General features: G+C 42.9%; 16 protein-coding genes. 13 read left to right on the top strand and 3 right to left on the bottom strand.

The window, feature by feature from the left end; all coding sequences use genetic code 11:
• Positions 1-71 precede the first annotated feature (71 nt).
• On the bottom strand, positions 72-629 hold the full coding sequence (gene hxlB / locus ACYH0O_RS19020) for a 6-phospho-3-hexuloisomerase (protein WP_482629913.1): 558 nt from the start codon (positions 627-629) through the stop codon (positions 72-74).
• 7 nt (positions 630-636) lie between these two features.
• The gene (gene hxlA, locus ACYH0O_RS19015) at positions 637-1,269 is read right to left on the bottom strand and encodes a 3-hexulose-6-phosphate synthase (RefSeq protein ID WP_482629912.1); all 633 of its coding nucleotides are present in this window, start codon (positions 1,267-1,269) and stop codon (positions 637-639) included.
• A 181-nt stretch (positions 1,270-1,450) separates the two neighbouring features.
• On the opposite strand from hxlA, the gene ACYH0O_RS19010 reads away from it, so the two are divergent.
• The 4 genes from ACYH0O_RS19010 (at position 1,451) to ACYH0O_RS18995 (ending at position 4,655) form a co-directional block, all read left to right on the top strand.
• Positions 1,451-1,816 (top strand): winged helix-turn-helix transcriptional regulator, encoded by a 366-nt coding sequence (locus ACYH0O_RS19010; RefSeq protein WP_482629911.1) that lies wholly within the window; start codon positions 1,451-1,453, stop codon positions 1,814-1,816.
• Positions 1,817-1,990: 174 nt separating this feature from the next.
• Positions 1,991-2,671: a metal-dependent hydrolase gene (locus ACYH0O_RS19005; RefSeq protein ID WP_482629910.1), complete on the top strand. Its 681-nt coding sequence runs from the start codon at positions 1,991-1,993 to the stop codon at positions 2,669-2,671.
• 105 nt (positions 2,672-2,776) lie between these two features.
• The gene (locus tag ACYH0O_RS19000; protein WP_482629909.1) at positions 2,777-3,019 is read left to right on the top strand and encodes a hypothetical protein; all 243 of its coding nucleotides are present in this window, start codon (positions 2,777-2,779) and stop codon (positions 3,017-3,019) included.
• 316 nt (positions 3,020-3,335) lie between these two features.
• Positions 3,336-4,655, top strand: a complete 1,320-nt coding sequence (locus tag ACYH0O_RS18995) for a DRTGG domain-containing protein (protein ID WP_482629908.1) — start codon at positions 3,336-3,338, stop codon at positions 4,653-4,655.
• 304 nt (positions 4,656-4,959) lie between these two features.
• Here ACYH0O_RS18995 and ACYH0O_RS18990 read toward each other — a convergent pair whose 3' ends face one another.
• Positions 4,960-5,265 (bottom strand): YtpI family protein, encoded by a 306-nt coding sequence (locus tag ACYH0O_RS18990; protein WP_482629907.1) that lies wholly within the window; start codon positions 5,263-5,265, stop codon positions 4,960-4,962.
• 93 nt (positions 5,266-5,358) lie between these two features.
• Here ACYH0O_RS18990 and ACYH0O_RS18985 point away from each other — a divergent pair, with 93 nt between their 5' ends.
• The 9 genes from ACYH0O_RS18985 to ACYH0O_RS18945 all read left to right on the top strand — a co-directional run bounded on the left by ACYH0O_RS18985 (position 5,359) and on the right by ACYH0O_RS18945 (position 17,016).
• On the top strand, positions 5,359-6,300 hold the full coding sequence (locus ACYH0O_RS18985; RefSeq protein ID WP_482629906.1) for a DHH family phosphoesterase: 942 nt from the start codon (positions 5,359-5,361) through the stop codon (positions 6,298-6,300).
• Positions 6,301-6,491: 191 nt separating this feature from the next.
• On the top strand, positions 6,492-7,709 hold the full coding sequence (locus tag ACYH0O_RS18980; RefSeq protein WP_482629667.1) for an ISL3 family transposase: 1,218 nt from the start codon (positions 6,492-6,494) through the stop codon (positions 7,707-7,709).
• A 333-nt stretch (positions 7,710-8,042) separates the two neighbouring features.
• Positions 8,043-8,303 carry a heterocycloanthracin/sonorensin family bacteriocin gene (locus tag ACYH0O_RS18975; protein ID WP_482632616.1) on the top strand — a complete coding sequence of 87 codons (261 nt, stop codon included), beginning with the start codon at positions 8,043-8,045 and terminating at the stop codon, positions 8,301-8,303.
• A gap of 135 nt (positions 8,304-8,438) precedes the next feature.
• A complete protein-coding gene (locus ACYH0O_RS18970) occupies positions 8,439-10,340 on the top strand; it encodes a putative thiazole-containing bacteriocin maturation protein (RefSeq protein ID WP_482629905.1) in 1,902 nt (633 codons plus the stop codon).
• Positions 10,340-12,286 (top strand): TOMM precursor leader peptide-binding protein, encoded by a 1,947-nt coding sequence (locus tag ACYH0O_RS18965; protein ID WP_482629904.1) that lies wholly within the window; start codon positions 10,340-10,342, stop codon positions 12,284-12,286. Before ACYH0O_RS18970 ends, ACYH0O_RS18965 begins: the two co-directional genes overlap by 1 nt.
• A gap of 20 nt (positions 12,287-12,306) precedes the next feature.
• Positions 12,307-13,884 carry a SagB family peptide dehydrogenase gene (locus ACYH0O_RS18960; protein ID WP_482629903.1) on the top strand — a complete coding sequence of 526 codons (1,578 nt, stop codon included), beginning with the start codon at positions 12,307-12,309 and terminating at the stop codon, positions 13,882-13,884.
• Positions 13,885-14,555: 671 nt separating this feature from the next.
• Positions 14,556-15,131, top strand: coding sequence for a dihydrofolate reductase family protein (locus ACYH0O_RS18955; protein ID WP_482632615.1), 576 nt, complete (start codon positions 14,556-14,558; stop codon positions 15,129-15,131).
• Between the two features lie 170 nt (positions 15,132-15,301).
• On the top strand, positions 15,302-15,697 hold the full coding sequence (locus ACYH0O_RS18950) for a VOC family protein (protein WP_482629902.1): 396 nt from the start codon (positions 15,302-15,304) through the stop codon (positions 15,695-15,697).
• Positions 15,698-16,263: 566 nt separating this feature from the next.
• Entirely contained in the window at positions 16,264-17,016 is a 753-nt protein-coding gene (locus tag ACYH0O_RS18945) for a class I SAM-dependent methyltransferase (RefSeq protein ID WP_482629901.1), read from the top strand.
• Positions 17,017-17,097: the final 81 nt, after the last annotated feature.

Here is a 17,097-nt window from a genome sequence, read left to right as displayed (position 1 = left end):
GAAATCTTCGGTGTAATGCGTATACAGAAAAGGCCACATACTGAAATGTGGCCTTTTCTGTATCTTTTACTCTATTCGAGATTTGCATGTTTCCCATACATTTTAGTAGAATCCAATCCCTTTTTCTCCATGAAGCGCAGAATGATTGCATCATAAAATAACAACATCGTTTGCTCAAATAGAGAGCCCATTGGTTGGATTGTTTTGTAATCACCTTCGGACTGGTCTTTCGTTACTCCTGGTAATGTAACGGTCAGATCAGCTAATTCTCCAATGGTTGATTCAGGAGAAATGGTTATTGCTGCGACGGTACCTCCCAAGCTTTTTGCTTTTTTAGCAATGGCCACTAACGTTTTGGTTTCTCCTGAGCCTGATCCAATGATTAATAGATCATTCTTTTCTAAGTTAGCTGTTACTGTTTCCCCAACGACATAGGCATCAATCCCCATGTGCATCATTCGCATCACAAAAGATTTCCCCATCAATCCAGATCTGCCAGCACCAGCCACAAAGATTTTCTTGGATTCTAGTATCAGGTTTACTAATTTCTCTGCCTCTTCATCAGAGATTAAGTGCACTGTTTGTCTTAATTCTTCCACGACTTTGGCTAAATATTGAGTAGACTCCATCGTTTCATTACCCTTGGTGTATTAATTCCTGCATTTCACGTGCAGTCGCTCGTTTATCTTCTTTGCTTGTAATCCCGCCACCTACAATGATGAGGTCAGGCTGTTCTATAATAACTTCCGGTAGTGTTTCTAATTTGATTCCACCGGCAATTGCCGTTTTGGCATTTTTCACAACGCTTTTGATCGTGTGTAGATCTTCAAAGGAATTTTTTCCTACAGCTTGCAGATCATAACCTGTGTGTACACAGATATAATCGGCACCAAGTTCGTCCAATTCTTTCGCACGGGCTGCAACGTCTTTCACCGCAATCATATCAACAAGGATTTGTTTCCCTTGTTTTCTGGCTTCTTCTACTGCGCCTTTAATGGACTCGTCTTCTGCCGTTCCAAGAATCGTAATGATGTCAGCACCTGCAGCAGAGGCTTGACTTACTTCATATCCAGCTGCATCCATAATTTTCAAGTCCGCTAATACGGTTAAGTCAGGGAATGCTGCTTTTACTTCTTTCACTGCTTTTAGGCCTTCATTGATCACCACAGGTGTACCAATTTCTACAACATCAATATACTCTTCTACCTCTTTTACTAATGCAATGGCTCCTGGAATATCTACAAGATCTAATGCTAATTGTAACTTCATTTATATTCGCTCCTTATTATAAATTTTAATTGGTTATGCTAAGTGTTGTCATGAGAATGTATTTACTCACTAGCATGCTGTTTAGTATACTCAGTATGTAAATAAATTTGAAGTACGCACTTTCATCGCATATAGTGATAAAAAGTATACTATTGGATGAAATAAAGGAGAGTTGACGTAAATGCCAAATTTAGGAGAGAAAAGTTTTAACTGTGAGAAAGAATTAACGCTCGCAGTAATCGGTGGTAAATGGAAAATGTTAATTTTATGGCATCTAGGCAAGGAAGGAACGAAACGATTTGGTGAATTAAAGTCCCTTATGCCTGGAATTACCCAAAGAATGCTTGTAAACCAATTGCGCGAACTTGAAGATCATTTAATCGTACACCGAGAAGTGTATCCTGTAGTCCCGCCTAAAGTTGAATACTCACTTACCGAGCATGGTGAAAGACTGTTACCGATTTTAGAGGCTATGTATGAGTGGGGCAAAGATTATGTCGAGAATGTATTGGAAAAGGAAACGGATGATCAATCAGCTGCAAAATAGAAAATCTCATTTACCAAGGGTTGACTTTGGTTTTTTTTATTACTGTTTTATATGAGTATAGACCAACTTAATTGCCACTTCTCGCTTATTCTTATAAAATTGGGGTATAACATATAAGTAGCATAAGAGAGTAAGAAGATAATAATAGATAAGTTTATATGGAGGAGATGCAAAATGAAGATTTCATATCATGGACATTCAGTAGTGAAAATCGAAACGAACGGAAAAACGATTCTAATCGACCCATTCATCAATGGAAACGAACTGACAGATCTAAAAGTGGATGACGAGAAGCCCGATGTGATCATCCTTACCCACGGTCACAACGATCACGTTGGGGACACCGTCGAGCTTGCGAAGAAAAACGACTCATTAGTGATTGCGAATCATGAATTGGCAACGTACTTAAGCTGGCAATCAGTGAAGACTCATCCAATGCATGTCGGGGGAGCGTATGAATTTGACTTCGGAAAAGTGAAATTGACACAGGCGTTCCACGGCTCGGGTCTGATTACAGACGGCGATGAAATCATTTATATGGGTATGCCTGCTGGCGTTCTCTTGATGATTGAAGGCAAAACGATCTTCCATGCAGGGGATACCGGATTATTCTCAGATATGAAGCTGATCGGGGAGCGTCATCCGATTGATCTTGCTTTCCTTCCGATTGGAGATAACTTCACAATGGGACCTGAAGATGCGGCTACAGCAGCTAGCTTCTTAAAGGCGAAGAAAGTCGTGCCGATCCACTATGATACATTCCCGCCGATCAAACAGGATCCGCAGAAATTCATCGACTTGCTTGAGGACTGTGAAGGACAGGTCATGAAGGCTGGAGACGTTATCGAATATTAAAATGGTAAGGGTGGTGCATTTGCATCACCCTTTTTCTCATGTTTACACAATATCCTCCACTCCCTCGCATATACATGATACAAGCCTAGAGAGGAGGAAGAACGTGTGAAACAACGATACATTCTCTGTTTACTATTCACAGGGGCCCTCATATATTATGGAGCTCCCCGCATGTCCATTTTTGCAGAAGGTCTTCAAGGCACCTTTGCCATCAGCTGGCTCGTACTTGCCACGTTTGTTGTAGCGGGGAATCTGGCAGCCCTTCTTTACACGCCTAAAGGAGAGGCAAAGAGTAAAAGAGTGAAAGTGAAGCCTGTTAGAAAAATGAAATCAAGGTCGTTTGGTTGATTCTCTTTTATTAAAATGGTTGTATGAAAGTAAACAAACCCTATAAGTTGATTGGAGCGGAAGGTGCTCGACTCCTGCGGGAATAGCGGGAAAGTTGAGACCCCACAGGGCAAAGCCCGAGGAGGCTCAACTCACGCCCCGCGGAAAGCGAGCACCTGGAGCGGAAATCAACCAGCACTCTCTTCGTACAAAAGCAACAAAGTTTTTGTAATCACTGGGGCTTTCACCACCGAAAGCCCCGATTAAATTGAAACACCACGCTTTTCACATTATAATAAACATATGAAGCAGGACGTTATAAAGAAGGGTGAAAAGCTTGGCTACTAAACACGAACAAATATTAGACTACATAGATACCTTGCCAGTCGGTGAAAAAATCTCTGTCCGCCAAATTGCAAAAGCGCTGAACGTGAGCGAAGGCACCGCGTACAGGGCGATTAAAGATGCGGAAACAAAAGGATATGTCAGTACCATCGAGCGGGTTGGTACGATCCGGATCGAACAAAAGAAGAAAGATAACATCGAAAAGCTCACCTATGCAGAAGTGGTTAATATCATTGATGGACAAGTATTGGGGGGAAGAACGGGACTACATAAAATGCTCAATAAGTTCGTCATTGGAGCGATGAAGCTTGAAGCTATGATGAGATACACGGAAGCAGGGAACCTGTTGATCATCGGAAACCGGACACAGGCCCACGAGCACGCACTACGAGCCGGGGCTGCCGTACTGATCACCGGTGGATTCGATACAGAAGATCATGTCAAGAAGCTTGCAGACGAGCTCGAACTCCCGATCATTTCTACTTCCTACGACACTTTTACAGTGGCGACCATGATCAACAGGGCGATTTATGATCAGCTCATCAAAAAGGAAATCGTATTGGTAGAAGATATTTTAACAAAAGCGGATGACACGGCTTACCTGCATATAAATGATACGTTAGAGGAATGGTTCGAAAAAAATCAATATACATTCCACAGCCGTTTCCCGGTGGTCGATAACAATCTGAAAGTGCATGGTATGGTCACATCAAAAGACGTCATGGGGCAGGAAAAATATACGGGCATCGATAAGATCATGACCAAACAACCGATCACCGTCAGCCCGAATACAAGTGTTGCTTCAGCCGCCCATATCATGATCTGGGAAGGGATCGAATTACTTCCCGTCGTCAATGAACAAAACAGGCTCCAGGGAATCATCAGCCGTCAGGACGTATTAAAGGCCCTGCAAATGATTCAAAGGCAGCCACAGGTCGGGGAAACGATTGATGATCTGATTAGTAATGGAGTAGAAGCAGCAGCTGAGAAAAAAGGCGATAAAGAAGTCTACCTTTTTGCGGTGACTCCTCAGATGACCACTGGAATTGGTACGATCTCGTATGGCGTATTCACTACATTAATGACAGAAGCGGCCAATCGTTCATTAAAGCCCTATAAAAAAGGCGATATTGTCATCGAAAACATGACCATCTATTTCATTAAGCCTGTCCAAATGGAGAGCATGCTTGAAATTCACCCGAAAGTGCTCGACGTCGGAAGAAAATTTGGTAAAGTGGATGTAGAGGTATATTGTGAAGGTGTATTGGTGGGGAAATCCCTGATGATTTGCCAGCTGATTGATCGTCATTAGGGTTTTTTCTGAATAAGTGGGATCACTTGTAGAATTTTCGACAAAAGGTTCATAAAATGAATTTCCGGATCATAAGTAACGAAACCCGGTTCATAAATCCCGAAAGAGGGTCATAAGTAGCCAAAACCGGTTCAGGAAAGTTGAAGAATGACCGCATTTTCATCCATAGGCTACTTAAAAGGTCATCTTTCACCTGATAATTGAGCAAAATGATGCTTTTTTTACCTAAAAAAATAAATAAATCAATCCACCGACTGAGGAATCAGGAAAAAAGACCGGATAAGCATCCAGTCTATTGTCGCATTTATTGGTTATCCAGTTCTTTCGCTTCTCTTTGAGCATATGGAAGCACATGCTTATACAGTTTAAAGCCAGCCCAGCAGCTTCCAAGTCCAATCAGGATGAAAAGACCGCCGATAAAATACGTCAGCGTTCCAGGGAATAAAAACAGCTGATTGATCCCAAACAGGGCAACAAATAGCCCGAGGGCAATGCTTGCCTTCGCCGATAACCATTTCTTTTCCATTGGTCGATTCGTTCGAACCTGTCTGATTTTATAAAAGACATAAAACGTGAATGTTACGACAATCAGTAGTGCGAGAAAATACATATATTTGTCCTCCATCGTTGACTTCTCTCGCTACTATTTTACAGATATCAGGACAGATTGCCAAATAAAAAATCCACTACAAAGGAGATTCCCATGAAAGAACAAATACTGGACCTCATCAAACAATATGAAACCATCATCGTACATAGACATGTTCGCCCGGATCCTGACGCCTATGGTTCCCAGGGAGGACTGGTGGAAATGCTGAAAACGTCCTTCCCGGATAAAAAGATCTATGCGGTCGGGAAAGAAGATGAAAGTCTTCATTATTTAAAACGTTTGGATGTCATTGAAGACAACGTTTTTGAAGGAGCATTAATCATCGTTTGCGATACGGCGAATGAAGAACGTATCTGTGACAGTCGTTATAAGTTAGGGGATAAGCTCGTGAAAATCGATCATCACCCCAATGAAGATGCATACGGAGATTATTTATGGATCGATACATCCGCAAGCTCAGTAAGCGAAATGATTTATGAATTCTACTTGTTCGGTAAGGATAAAGGACTGACGTTATCTGATGAGGGCGCAAGACTTTTATTTGCCGGGATTGTGGGAGACACGGGAAGATTCCTTTATCCGAGCACAACTCAGAATACGTTTGATATCGCAGGCGAATTGATCCGCTTTGATTTTGACCGTAATGAACTATTCAATAAAATGTACGAGATCGATGCCAATGTCATCAAGCTTCACGGATTTGTCCTTCAAAACTTCGAAATGGATCAGGATGGCTGTGCAAGCATGATCATGACGAAAGAAATACTGGAGCAGCATCAGGTTATTCCTTCAGAAGCTTCTTTACTGGTCAGTACATTGGGTAACGTAAAAGGAATCAAAGCGTGGGTCTTCTTCATTGAAGAAAGTGATCAAATCAGGGTCCGTCTGCGTTCAAAAGGACCAGTCATCAACACCATCGCCAAAAAATACAACGGCGGAGGACATCCACTGGCTGCAGGGGCTTCGATTTATTCATGGGAAGAGAAAGAAGAAGTGATGAAGGATTTAAGAGAAGTGTGCAGGAATCATAGATAAGACTTAAGAGGAGCCGGCAGATGCCGGCTCCTCTATTTAATTGTTCTAAAAATCCCCAACTTCAAATTTAAGGTTCTATAATATTTGTTGGGGTTCTTACACAATTATAAGACACAAAAAATGCACGTAATCGCCCAGTCTTTTATACTTGAATTGTCGAGAAACAAGTAAAGATTGGAGATACGTGCATAATGAATTCTATCATAATGTTGCCTGGTTTTGAAGAAGTAAACATCACGAAGATGGAAGAAGTGGATGAGCGACTTTGTTTACATATAGAGCTTCCTCTTAAGTCACACAAATGTCCAGAATGTGCGACCAGTACAATGAAAGTTCATGATTACCGGATACAAAAGATTAAACATCTAAAGTTGTTTGAAAGACATACGCTTCTTTTCTACAGAAAGAGACGCTATGCTTGCCCCTGTGGAAAAAGATTTGCAGAAAAAAACTCCTTTGTGGAACGATACCAACGGTTATCAGTAGAGTTTAATCAGGCTTTAAAGATCCGAAGTATTAAGGGGAAGACCTTTAAAGAAACGGCAGAAGTGTATGGGACTTCGGCTTCCACTGTGGTAAGGCGCTTTGATCAATTGGCAGAAGTTACGGTCAACGAAGTAGCTAAAGAACTGCCTAAGGTCATTGCCATAGATGAGTACAAAGGGGATACAAAAGAAGGGAAATACCAGCTCATTATCGCGAATGGGATTACCAGAGAACCGATCGATATCCTTCCAAATCGTTATAAAAACACCATTAAACACTACCTAAGAAGATATGGTTCTCAAGTGGAGGTGGTCGTAATGGATATGAGCCAATCGTTTAAGGCAGCTGTACAACAAGCTCTTGATAAGCCCGTCACTGTGGCCGACCGCTTCCACTTTGTCCGCTATATTTATTGGGCACTTGATGGTGTGAGAAGAAGGATACAATCTAGTTGGCATGACTATGATCGGAAGAAATGTAAGAAGATGCGACATGTGTTTTATAAGAGGTCAGATAAATTAAATGAGAGCGATCAGTGGTATCTTCAAAGGTATCTCGAGATGTCTCCTGAACTGAAACAGGCATATGAACTCAAAGAGAGGTTTTGTCAGTGGTTTGACAAAGCGAAAGTGAATGGGGAAGAAAACATCATGAAGACAAAAAACGCCTTATATGACTTCTACGAAGCGATTGATGCGGCTGGAATTCCTGAATTCCAACGTTCTGCCCAAACACTAAAGAATTGGCAAAATGAAATATTGAATAGCTTTCGATATAACTATTCAAACGGGTTTTTAGAGGGCATAAACAACTTAACGAAAGTGATGAAACGAAACGCATTTGGCTTTAGAAGCTTTCTTCGTTTTCGAGCAAAGATTTTATTAACACATAAGTATAAGAGAATGGGTACGCATATTGGATAAGGGTGAAGCAAAACTCACTTCACCCCAACATTTGACGTTGAACCAAATTTAATAGGGGTCTGAGTGGTTCATAAATCCTGGAAAGAGATTAAACGAGATCAAACTCCGGTCCATTGACTGCAGTATTTTTGTGTTCTTCTTTCCATCATGCCCTTGTAAAATAGGCTTTTGTATCAGTCACAATACCCAGCAAGATGACATAAATTGTTTGGGAGTGTTCATATTTATAGTGAATTTACCTAAATTACAGAAATTTTTCTTGGAAAGCTCAATTGTTTTTGTTCCTTAATTGTGAGAGACATTGGGTAAATTTTTTGGGAGGTAATGAAATTGATGAATAATTTTCACAATGAACTTCAAAGTCTGAATGTAGGTGATTTCCAGGCAACGCAGCCTGTTTCATGGGATCAAAACATGTATGATCCTAATGACGAACGAATTTTCCTTGGATTTGGAGGCTGTTTCGGCTTTGGATTCGCATGCTTCTTTAGTTGCTTTGGCTGTGGTGGATGCTTCCGTTGCGGAAGATGCGGTGGCGGCGGCAGATGCGGCAGATGTGGCGGGTGCGGCCGGTGTGGACGCTGCGGCCGTTAATCAGCTTTTAGAAATTCGTTTTCAACTTGATCCCTGTATGAGTCAGTGCAGGGGTCTTTTTTTATACATAAGGGACAAAGTGAGACTCATACGATGATAATGATAGTCACATTAGCGGGTGTAAGGAGGAGCGCTATGGAAAAATTGGACCCTTCTATGCGTTTAAAAGTAAAGAGGGATACGTTTTATCTCCCTGAACCAAACAGCGGTGTTTTCTTTAGGAATAACCAATGCTCTTTCCGCATGGAAGGAAGTGGAATTGATCAATGGGTTGAGAAGCTGCTTCCGATGTTCAATGGGGAGTACTCCCTTGAGTATTTGACGAACGGACTGCCTGTCCCTTATAAAAACAGGGTCATGGAAATGGCAGAGGTTTTGCATAAAAATGGGTTTGTTCGGGACGTGAGCAGGGATCTGCCACACCAGCTTCCCCAACATGCAGTGAAAAAATTCGCATCACAGATCGAATTTGTCGACAGTTTGGCGGGTTCGGGAGCTTCAAGGTTTGAAACCTACCGCGTGGCCAATGTCCTGGCAGTGGGGGCTGGTCCTTTTCTGACTTCACTCGTTTCATCGTTGATTGAATCTGGAATGGCTAAGCTGCAGGTGCTCTTGACCGATGAGGTACCGACGAATAGAGGCCGGCTGTTGGAACTTGTGGAACATGCGCGTAAAACAGATCCTGAGGTAGAGCTCCTGGAAGTCGGATTCAGTGAAGACGGATGGCGGGAGACCCTGAAGCCCTTCGATTCCATTTTATATGTAAGTCAAAAAGAAAATCTTGAGGAATTGGAGCTACTCCATGCCATTTGCCAGACCGATAAGAAGCTGTTTATTCCGGCGATTTGTCACAGGCAGAAAGGAATCGCAGGACCCATCATCCATCCTGATTCCGAGGCTGGATGGGAATCTGCATGGAGGCGCATCCACACTACTGCCTTACGAAAAGAAAATCAGGTTTCGATCGAATCGGCGATCCCTGGAGCGATGCTTGCGAACATGGTCGTCTTTGAAGTATTCAAAGAGATAACGGGAGTATCAAAATCCAATCAGAGAAATCGAATCTTTCTGCTGGATACAGAAACGCTTGAAGGAAGCTGGCATTCCTTTTTACCCCATCCGTTGGAGACTGGACATTTAGCAGCTGAAGCGGTTCAGGATGTGGAAACACGGATAGAACAGGTTTCAGAAAGATCTGACCCTGAAAAAGTGCTGTATCTCTTTACTCTGCTGACGTCAAAAGAGACGGGGATTTTTCATGTATGGGAGGAAGGCGATACGAGGCAGCTGCCATTGGCTCAATGTCGTGTCCAGCCGGTCGATGTCCTGTCTGAGGGCACTGCAGAACTGCTGGATGAGGTGATCTGCAGTGGATTGACCCATGAAGAAGCACGCCGGGAAGCCGGGCTAAGAGGGATAGAGAGATATGCTTCAAGGTTGGGCAGTTTGATCGTTCCTCATGAGACTGGTGAATATATGGCCACCTGTGCAGGAGCGACGTTTGCAGAATGCGTCGGCCGCGGTCTTCGTGAGTGTTTGACTGATGGGCTGAGGAAAAGAGAATCGGTTCAAAGCAGCACGATTTCCCGTCTTGAATTGGATAGGGTTGAGGATGAAAAATGCCGATTTTATTTACAGGCACTGACCACCATGAAAGGATTGCCGGAAATTGGAGTAGGGGAGGATTTAGCTGGATTTCCTGTCGTCTATGTTCGTGGAAGGAATGGCTGGTATGGAAATACCGATTTAACGATCACCATGGCACTGAGGAATTCTCTGCAGCATGCGCTCTTTCAAGCTCAGAACGATAAGGAGGCTTTCGACGCAAAACCGGTTGTTGTTGCGTTAGAGCAAGGAAAGGCAGAGAGGATCACCATTCCAGCCAATGAAGACACGACCCAGCCCCTGAAAGAAGCAATCGAAACCTTGAAAAAGAATCAGAAGCAGGTAGTCGTGTATGAACTGAATATGGAGCCCGTTTTTAAACAGGAGCTCGCAGGCGTGTTTGGAGTGCTGCTACGAGAGGAGGAAACCTAATGAATTCTTTCGTGGTGATTGTAGGGGATGGGCTGCTAGCGGACCTTGTATGTGCGCAAATTTCAGTCCGGTACCCCGTTTTCCGGCAAGAAAACGTTGAAAAAAAGTTCCCGGCACAGACAGATTTGGTGCTGACCTTGGATGATACATGGAATCCGGCTGTACATCAAATGGCAGAAGAAGTGATGAGGCAGTCGTCTATCCCATGGCTGAGAGGCTTCGTTTCGTTTGGAGAGGGTATCATCGGCCCACTGGTTCGTCCGAACACACCAGGATGCTCACAATGTGCTGATTTGAGACGTCTCCTTGGAGGAAAGGAACGGAATGAGATGCGGGAGGTACAGGAAAAACTCGCTGAAGACGGTGGAATCACGATAGACCCATGGGCTTCGAATACCGGTTTAGTGCACATGACTCACATCATCGCAGCAGAAGTTGGCCGGGTCCTTGAAGGTGCAAAGCCACACTCCCAAGGAGGAGTATGTTTAACCGACTTAAAAACATTGAACAGCTCCTGGCACTCCTTTGTTCCCGACTCATTATGCCAGAATTGCAGCCGGGTTCCGGACGATTCGCCAGAGTTAGCCCGTGTGTCCCTCAAGCCCAGCCCGAAGATCCATGCCGACAGTTTCCGCTGTACTCCCCTGGATGAACTGAAAAACGTCCTGATAAAAGACTATCTGGATAATCGGACCGGACTCTTCAACAGCAAAATGTATGACCTGGTGACGCCATTTGCAGATGCGAGTGTCAATATGCCGATGTTCTCCGGAGATGAAGGGACGGCTGGACGGACTCAAGTCTACTCAGATAGCGAGCTGACAGCCATTCTTGAAGGATTGGAGCGTCACTGCGGTTTAGAGCCCCGGGGCAAACGGACAGTCGTCCATGATAGCTACCGACAGTTGGCGGAACATGCTCTTAATCCCCTAAAGGTCGGCGTGCACACCGACGAGCAGTACGCCATGCCAGGTTTTCCATTTGAAAGGTTTGACCCTGAACGGGCTATTGACTGGGTGTGGGGTTATTCACTCATCGAAGAACGTCCGATTCTCGTCCCTGAACTCCTTGCCTACTACAGTCTGGGCTGCAGCTCATCCGGTTTTGTTTATGAAACGTCCAATGGCTGTGCACTTGGAGGAAGCAGGGAGGAAGCGATTTTTTACGGAATCATGGAGGTGGTCGAACGGGACTCGTTCCTTTTGACCTGGTATGCAGAGCTCAAACTGCCGCGTCTTGATCCTCTTACGGCAGAGGACCCTGAGCTGCAGTTAATGAGTGAACGGATGCGGGCGGTCGCAGGGTATGATCTATATTTATATAACTCTACCATGGAGCACGGAATTCCAAGCGTCTTTGCGATGGCCAAGAACAGGAAGGATAAAGGGTTGAATCTGATTCTCGCGGCAGGTGCCCATCTGGATCCAGTAAGAGCGGCAAAAAGCGCGATTCAGGAGCTCGCCGGGATGATGCTGAATCTGGATGAAAAATTGGAGAAGAACAAGGAGAATTATGAGAAAATGCTTGACGATGATTCCCTCGTAAGGCAGATGGATGATCACGGAATGCTGTATGGACTGCCCCAGGCCGAGGAACGTTTCAAATTTTTACAGGATGACAGCCGGCCTTTCCGAAGTTTCCAGGAGGAATTCAACTGGAGGTCTGATCACAAAGATCTTACGGATGACCTGAAGGATATTCTTGAAAGATTCCGAAACCGGAACCTTGATGTCATTGTCGTTGATCAAACCGCCCCAGAACTGGAACAGAACGGACTATACTGCGTGAAAGTCTTGATTCCCGGCATGCTTCCCATGACATTCGGGCATCATCTCACCCGTCTGACAGGATTGGAAAGAGTCCTTAACGTCCCGGCGGAACTGGGATATGCCGACCGTCCATTGACATATGAGCAGCTCAATCAAAAACCGCATCCGTTTCCTTAAGGTACTAGGAGGTAAGGAGGATGAGTCTGGAAGAATTTTTACACAATCTGCAATGTAATATCAATCGGGCCAATCAGCCAAACTGGGAAGTGGACTGGGAGGATGCCCCTCTTCCCTATAAGTTTTACCAGGGGTTGCGGGTTGTGCCATTGTCTCTGGAAGTGCCAGTGTCACTCACCGAGAGCCAGCCGCCGTCAGAACCCAATTTAGAAAGAATCGGGCATTTTCTCTGGTATGTCTATGGCATCACCGGGGTAAGCCAGTCAGTGGATCCTGATGACTCTCAGCATCAGGAGTCTTACCCCATCCACTCCTATCGGCGGTTTGCTCCATCAGGAGGGGCGCTGTATCCAAATGAACTATATATCTATTTAAAGTTGGATGATTTGCCCGATGGAATCTACCATTATGATGTCGCCCACCATCGCCTCGTCTTACTTCGGGAAGGGAATGTCGATTCGTACTTAGAGCGGGCACTTGGCAATCGCTGCGAAATCTCAACGTGTTTTGGCACAGCCTTTGTTTCCACAAGGTTTTGGAAAAACTTCTTTAAATACAATAACTTTTCCTATCGGCTGCAGGGGTTGGATGCCGGGGTTCTGATGGGGCAGCTGTTGGAGACGGCCAAACGGTTTGGATTCGAGTCAGGGGTGTATGTTCAATTTCTGGACTCAGCGATCAATCGTTTACTTGGACTGACAGAGGAAGAGGAAAGCGTCTTTACGGTCATCCCGCTTTCGGTTGCTGCAACCAATTGGGCTGGAAACGGGAAAGGAGTGGAACGGACATTCACTGCTGACGAAGTATGCCGGGAGATACCCGCTATTTCTGCGGAACTCTTTGAAAAGTCTGAAAGAATTAGAGAGTTTCCTATGTTACTGGCAGCGAATGAAGCTTCTAAAATCGATTCAACTGGCGATTTTCAGAAACTCGGAAAACAACCGGCTTTTAGAAACGGAGAAAACGAAATCCATTTGCCGGAGATGGAGCCCTTTACCTATGATTTTGTTGAGATTTGCAAAAATCGTTATTCCCCCGAAATGGATTTTGTCATGGGTAAGGTCAGTCAGCAGAGGCTTTCGACTATATTGAAAAAAGCCACTCAGTCCTACTCTTTTCGAAGTGACATCGACGAAGTTCCTTACAGAAATGAATCCGGTATTTCGATTTTTGGCTGTTTATATAATGTGGAAGGCGTACCGAATGGTGCATACGTATATGACAGTGGCCGCCATTCATTACGGGAAATCAGCACAGGAGATTATCGTCTTCAGCTTCAATCAGGTCTGTCCCTGGATAATGTCAATTTGCTTCAAGTACCGTTGTGCCTTCATATAATTGGCAACAAAGATTACTATCAAGACACCTTGGGATACAGAGGCTACAGGATCATGCAAATGGAAGCCGGAATGCTTGTACAGCGCATGCTCTTGGCTTCGTCTGCCGCCGGGTTTGGCGGACACCCGCTTCTTGGATTTGATACTGCGTTGACGGATGGAATTTACGAACTAGATTCAGAGGGCCGAACAACCTTGATTCAAATACCGATCGGACCTTTTCGGGATCGGGCTTGGATGAGAGGGAGTTTATTAAGTTGAAAATAAGTAAGGAACATATGGGGAGTAAATCTGTTTGTAGTGGATTTGCATCTCCTTTTTGCTTTGGCAGTAGAGCGGGGATGGATTCCTCTCTATCCGAAAAGTAAAATGGGGACCATCCCCAGTCAGCTAAAAAAATGCCATCATGATTTTAATGATGGCTAATTGCTCACAAGTGTATTTCGAAAAAATGGAAGAGCTGGCAACCTACGATTTACACCCGATGACGAAAGCTCCGTATGAGGGGGCTGGCTATATGATGTATTGAAGTTAGCAATATGCTGTTCAGAGGAATAGTAGGAGAAATCGCCCCTTTCAGAATGAAATGAGTTGATGTTTTTTTGATGGTTATTCAGTTAACGGGCCATTATATTGAATAACTTATTGTGGAAATTATGGATATTTGAGATGTTTATTAGGTTAAAGAGGAGGGGCAGTTTAATTGAAGATAGGATATAATATAAAGTGAAGAATTAGTGAGGAGCATATAATGGACAAGGTAATACCTTTCTTAACGTTTCAGCATGGGGCAGATTGCGATCCGGCAGCTGCTTCATTTTCATTAAGCTAATGGGCAGTTAAGATTAGAAATACATAAGAAACAACCCAATCCGAAGTGTTCTATAATGTACATAATGCAGATATCCCTCATGAACAAAGGAGAACTGAAAATGAGAAAACTCGTTCTATTTTTGCACGCATCGCTTGACGGTTTTGTAGAAGGGCCGAACGGTGAAATGGACATTGGCTGGGTTTCCTACGATGCTGATTTGGAGATACACGCGAAAGAAATTTTGAGTACTGCCGACACCGTCATTTGGGGACGTGGGACTTATCAGATGATGCACAATTACTGGCCATCTGTGCTTTCGAACCCATCAGCTACGGAGCATGAACGGAATCATTCCGAGTGGATTGAAAAGACTGCCAAAATCGTTTTTTCCACGACGCTGGAGAAAGTCGAATGGAACAATTCCAGACTGGTGAAAGAAGATGTCGAGGAAGAGATCAAGAACCTCAAACAGCAGCAAGGCAAGGATATGGTCATCCTTGGCAGTCCTAGGTTCGCACACCACCTTATGCAGCTTAATTTAATCGATGAGTATAAAATTACGGTTTCTCCCGTCCTGATCGGCAGCGGGCTGCCGTTATTCCAAGGTCTCAAGGATAAGATCAATCTTAAACTTATCGAAAACAAGACCTTTGATTCTGGAGCCATAGGTCTCGTTTACCAGACAGTTAGATGACCTTGTGTCCTAAAGTAGATTACTCTAACGGGGAACGAGAGCTCAATACATCATTCGAATGACAAACAAGGATTGGTGGCAATTCTGCAATCGGGCGCGATTGCGGAATTGGTAGTCGTCCTTCGGATACTTATGAAAAATACGGAATGTAAAATAAAGGGGAAAGTTTTGTGCCAAAAGGATTAATTCATCATGTTGAAATATATGTATCTAATTTAAAAAGGTCTATTGATTTTTGGAGCTGGTTTCTTGAAGAATTAGGATATAGTCCTTTTCAAGAATGGGAAAGTGGACAAAGTTGGAAAATAGGAGATACATATATTGTTTTTGTACAAACAGAAGAACGGTTTCTGGACGTTCCATACCATAGATGTCGAGTAGGATTAAATCATTTAGCATTTCACGCAGATTCACGCAAACACGTCGATGATATGACTAAGAAATTAAAAGATAAAGGAATTAATGTTCTTTATACTGACCAGCATCCATTTGCTGGGGGAGATGATTATTATGCCGTTTATTTTGAAGACCCAGATAGAATTAAAGTGGAACTTGTTGTACCATAACTATTCAAGAATAGGGCGCGATTATTTAACATCGCGCTTTTTTTGCTGAATAAAATCATTGTAAGGATTAAATGTTTTTGAAATAATTGGTATTAAGTTGAATGGCAGGATTCGAAATAAGATTAAACAAGATATTAAAGTCTTGATATAGAATTTATGGGTTAACTTGGCGTTTTTATTTACAGTAGGAATTATTATAGGTATAGGTATTCTTATTTTCTTCCTTGCTTACATAAATGTTACAAGGAAGAACTTAAAAGATAAAAAGAATGATACATAAAAGGTGGATTACTACTAGGAATTGTTGAGTTAAGAAATACATTACTGGAATAATGGTAATGCAATCTTCTTATTCAAGTAACGGTGGCGTTTGCTGAAGATCGAGCACCTGGTCTTCGGAGTTTTTTTATTCAACTATAGGTCAACCAGAAAAACAATAAATCTGGTTGACCTTATAATACGAAAGGGCAGGTTAGTTGAATAAGAAAAATTTTTAACTTGTTCCACAAGTGGGCCATATTGTTGAAAAATACAACTATGGTATCATTAACCAAGGAGGGAGATAAGTGAAACAAAATATTTACGACAATCCAAATTTTTTCAAAATCTACACAACCTTACGTGAAAGTGAAATCACCGCTAATGACTTCATAGAACAGCCAGCAATCAAATCATTAATTCCGTGTTTGAAAGGAAAATCAGTATTAGACTTGGGTTGCGGTGATGGTCATTTTTCAAAGTATTGTATAGAAAACGGTGCGAAAAACGTAATAGGTGTAGACATCTCAAAGAATATGATTAAACGGGCTAAAAAGTTATACCAAGATGATAACATAGAATTTATGTGTCTGCCTATGGAGGATTTGGGACTAACCAATCAAAAATTCGATCTAATCATAAGTTCTCTCTCTATACATTACATTGAAGATTACCCGGCATTGATTCAAAAAATTAATAGTCTGTTAAATAACAGCGGGGAATTTATCTTTTCAACGGTACATCCGATAGCAACAGCTCGAAAGGGAAGCGATCACTGGATAAAAACTGAAGATGGTCATAAATTACACTGGGCATTAGATAATTATCAAGAAGAAGGATTCAGAGAACACGACTGGTTTGGTGAATATAGTGTGGTTATTTATCATAGAACCATTTCTACCTTAGTAAATACTTTGATTGAACACGGGTTTTCGCTGGATAAAATGATCGAACCAGAATCAACTTTGACAGGAATAGAGAAAATGCCGGAATTAATAAATGAAAAGCGTAGACCATCTTTTATTATTATTAAGTCAAAAAAACAAAATAATATCTATTAACATTTACCACAATCGGGCGCTTTTCTTGAATAAGAAGCGTCTTATTTGTCCCTACGATGGGTGATTTAATTTTGTTTTGTT

The organism is Rossellomorea sp. H136, assembly GCF_056838065.1.
This window is presented reverse-complemented; position numbering and strand designations above follow the sequence as displayed.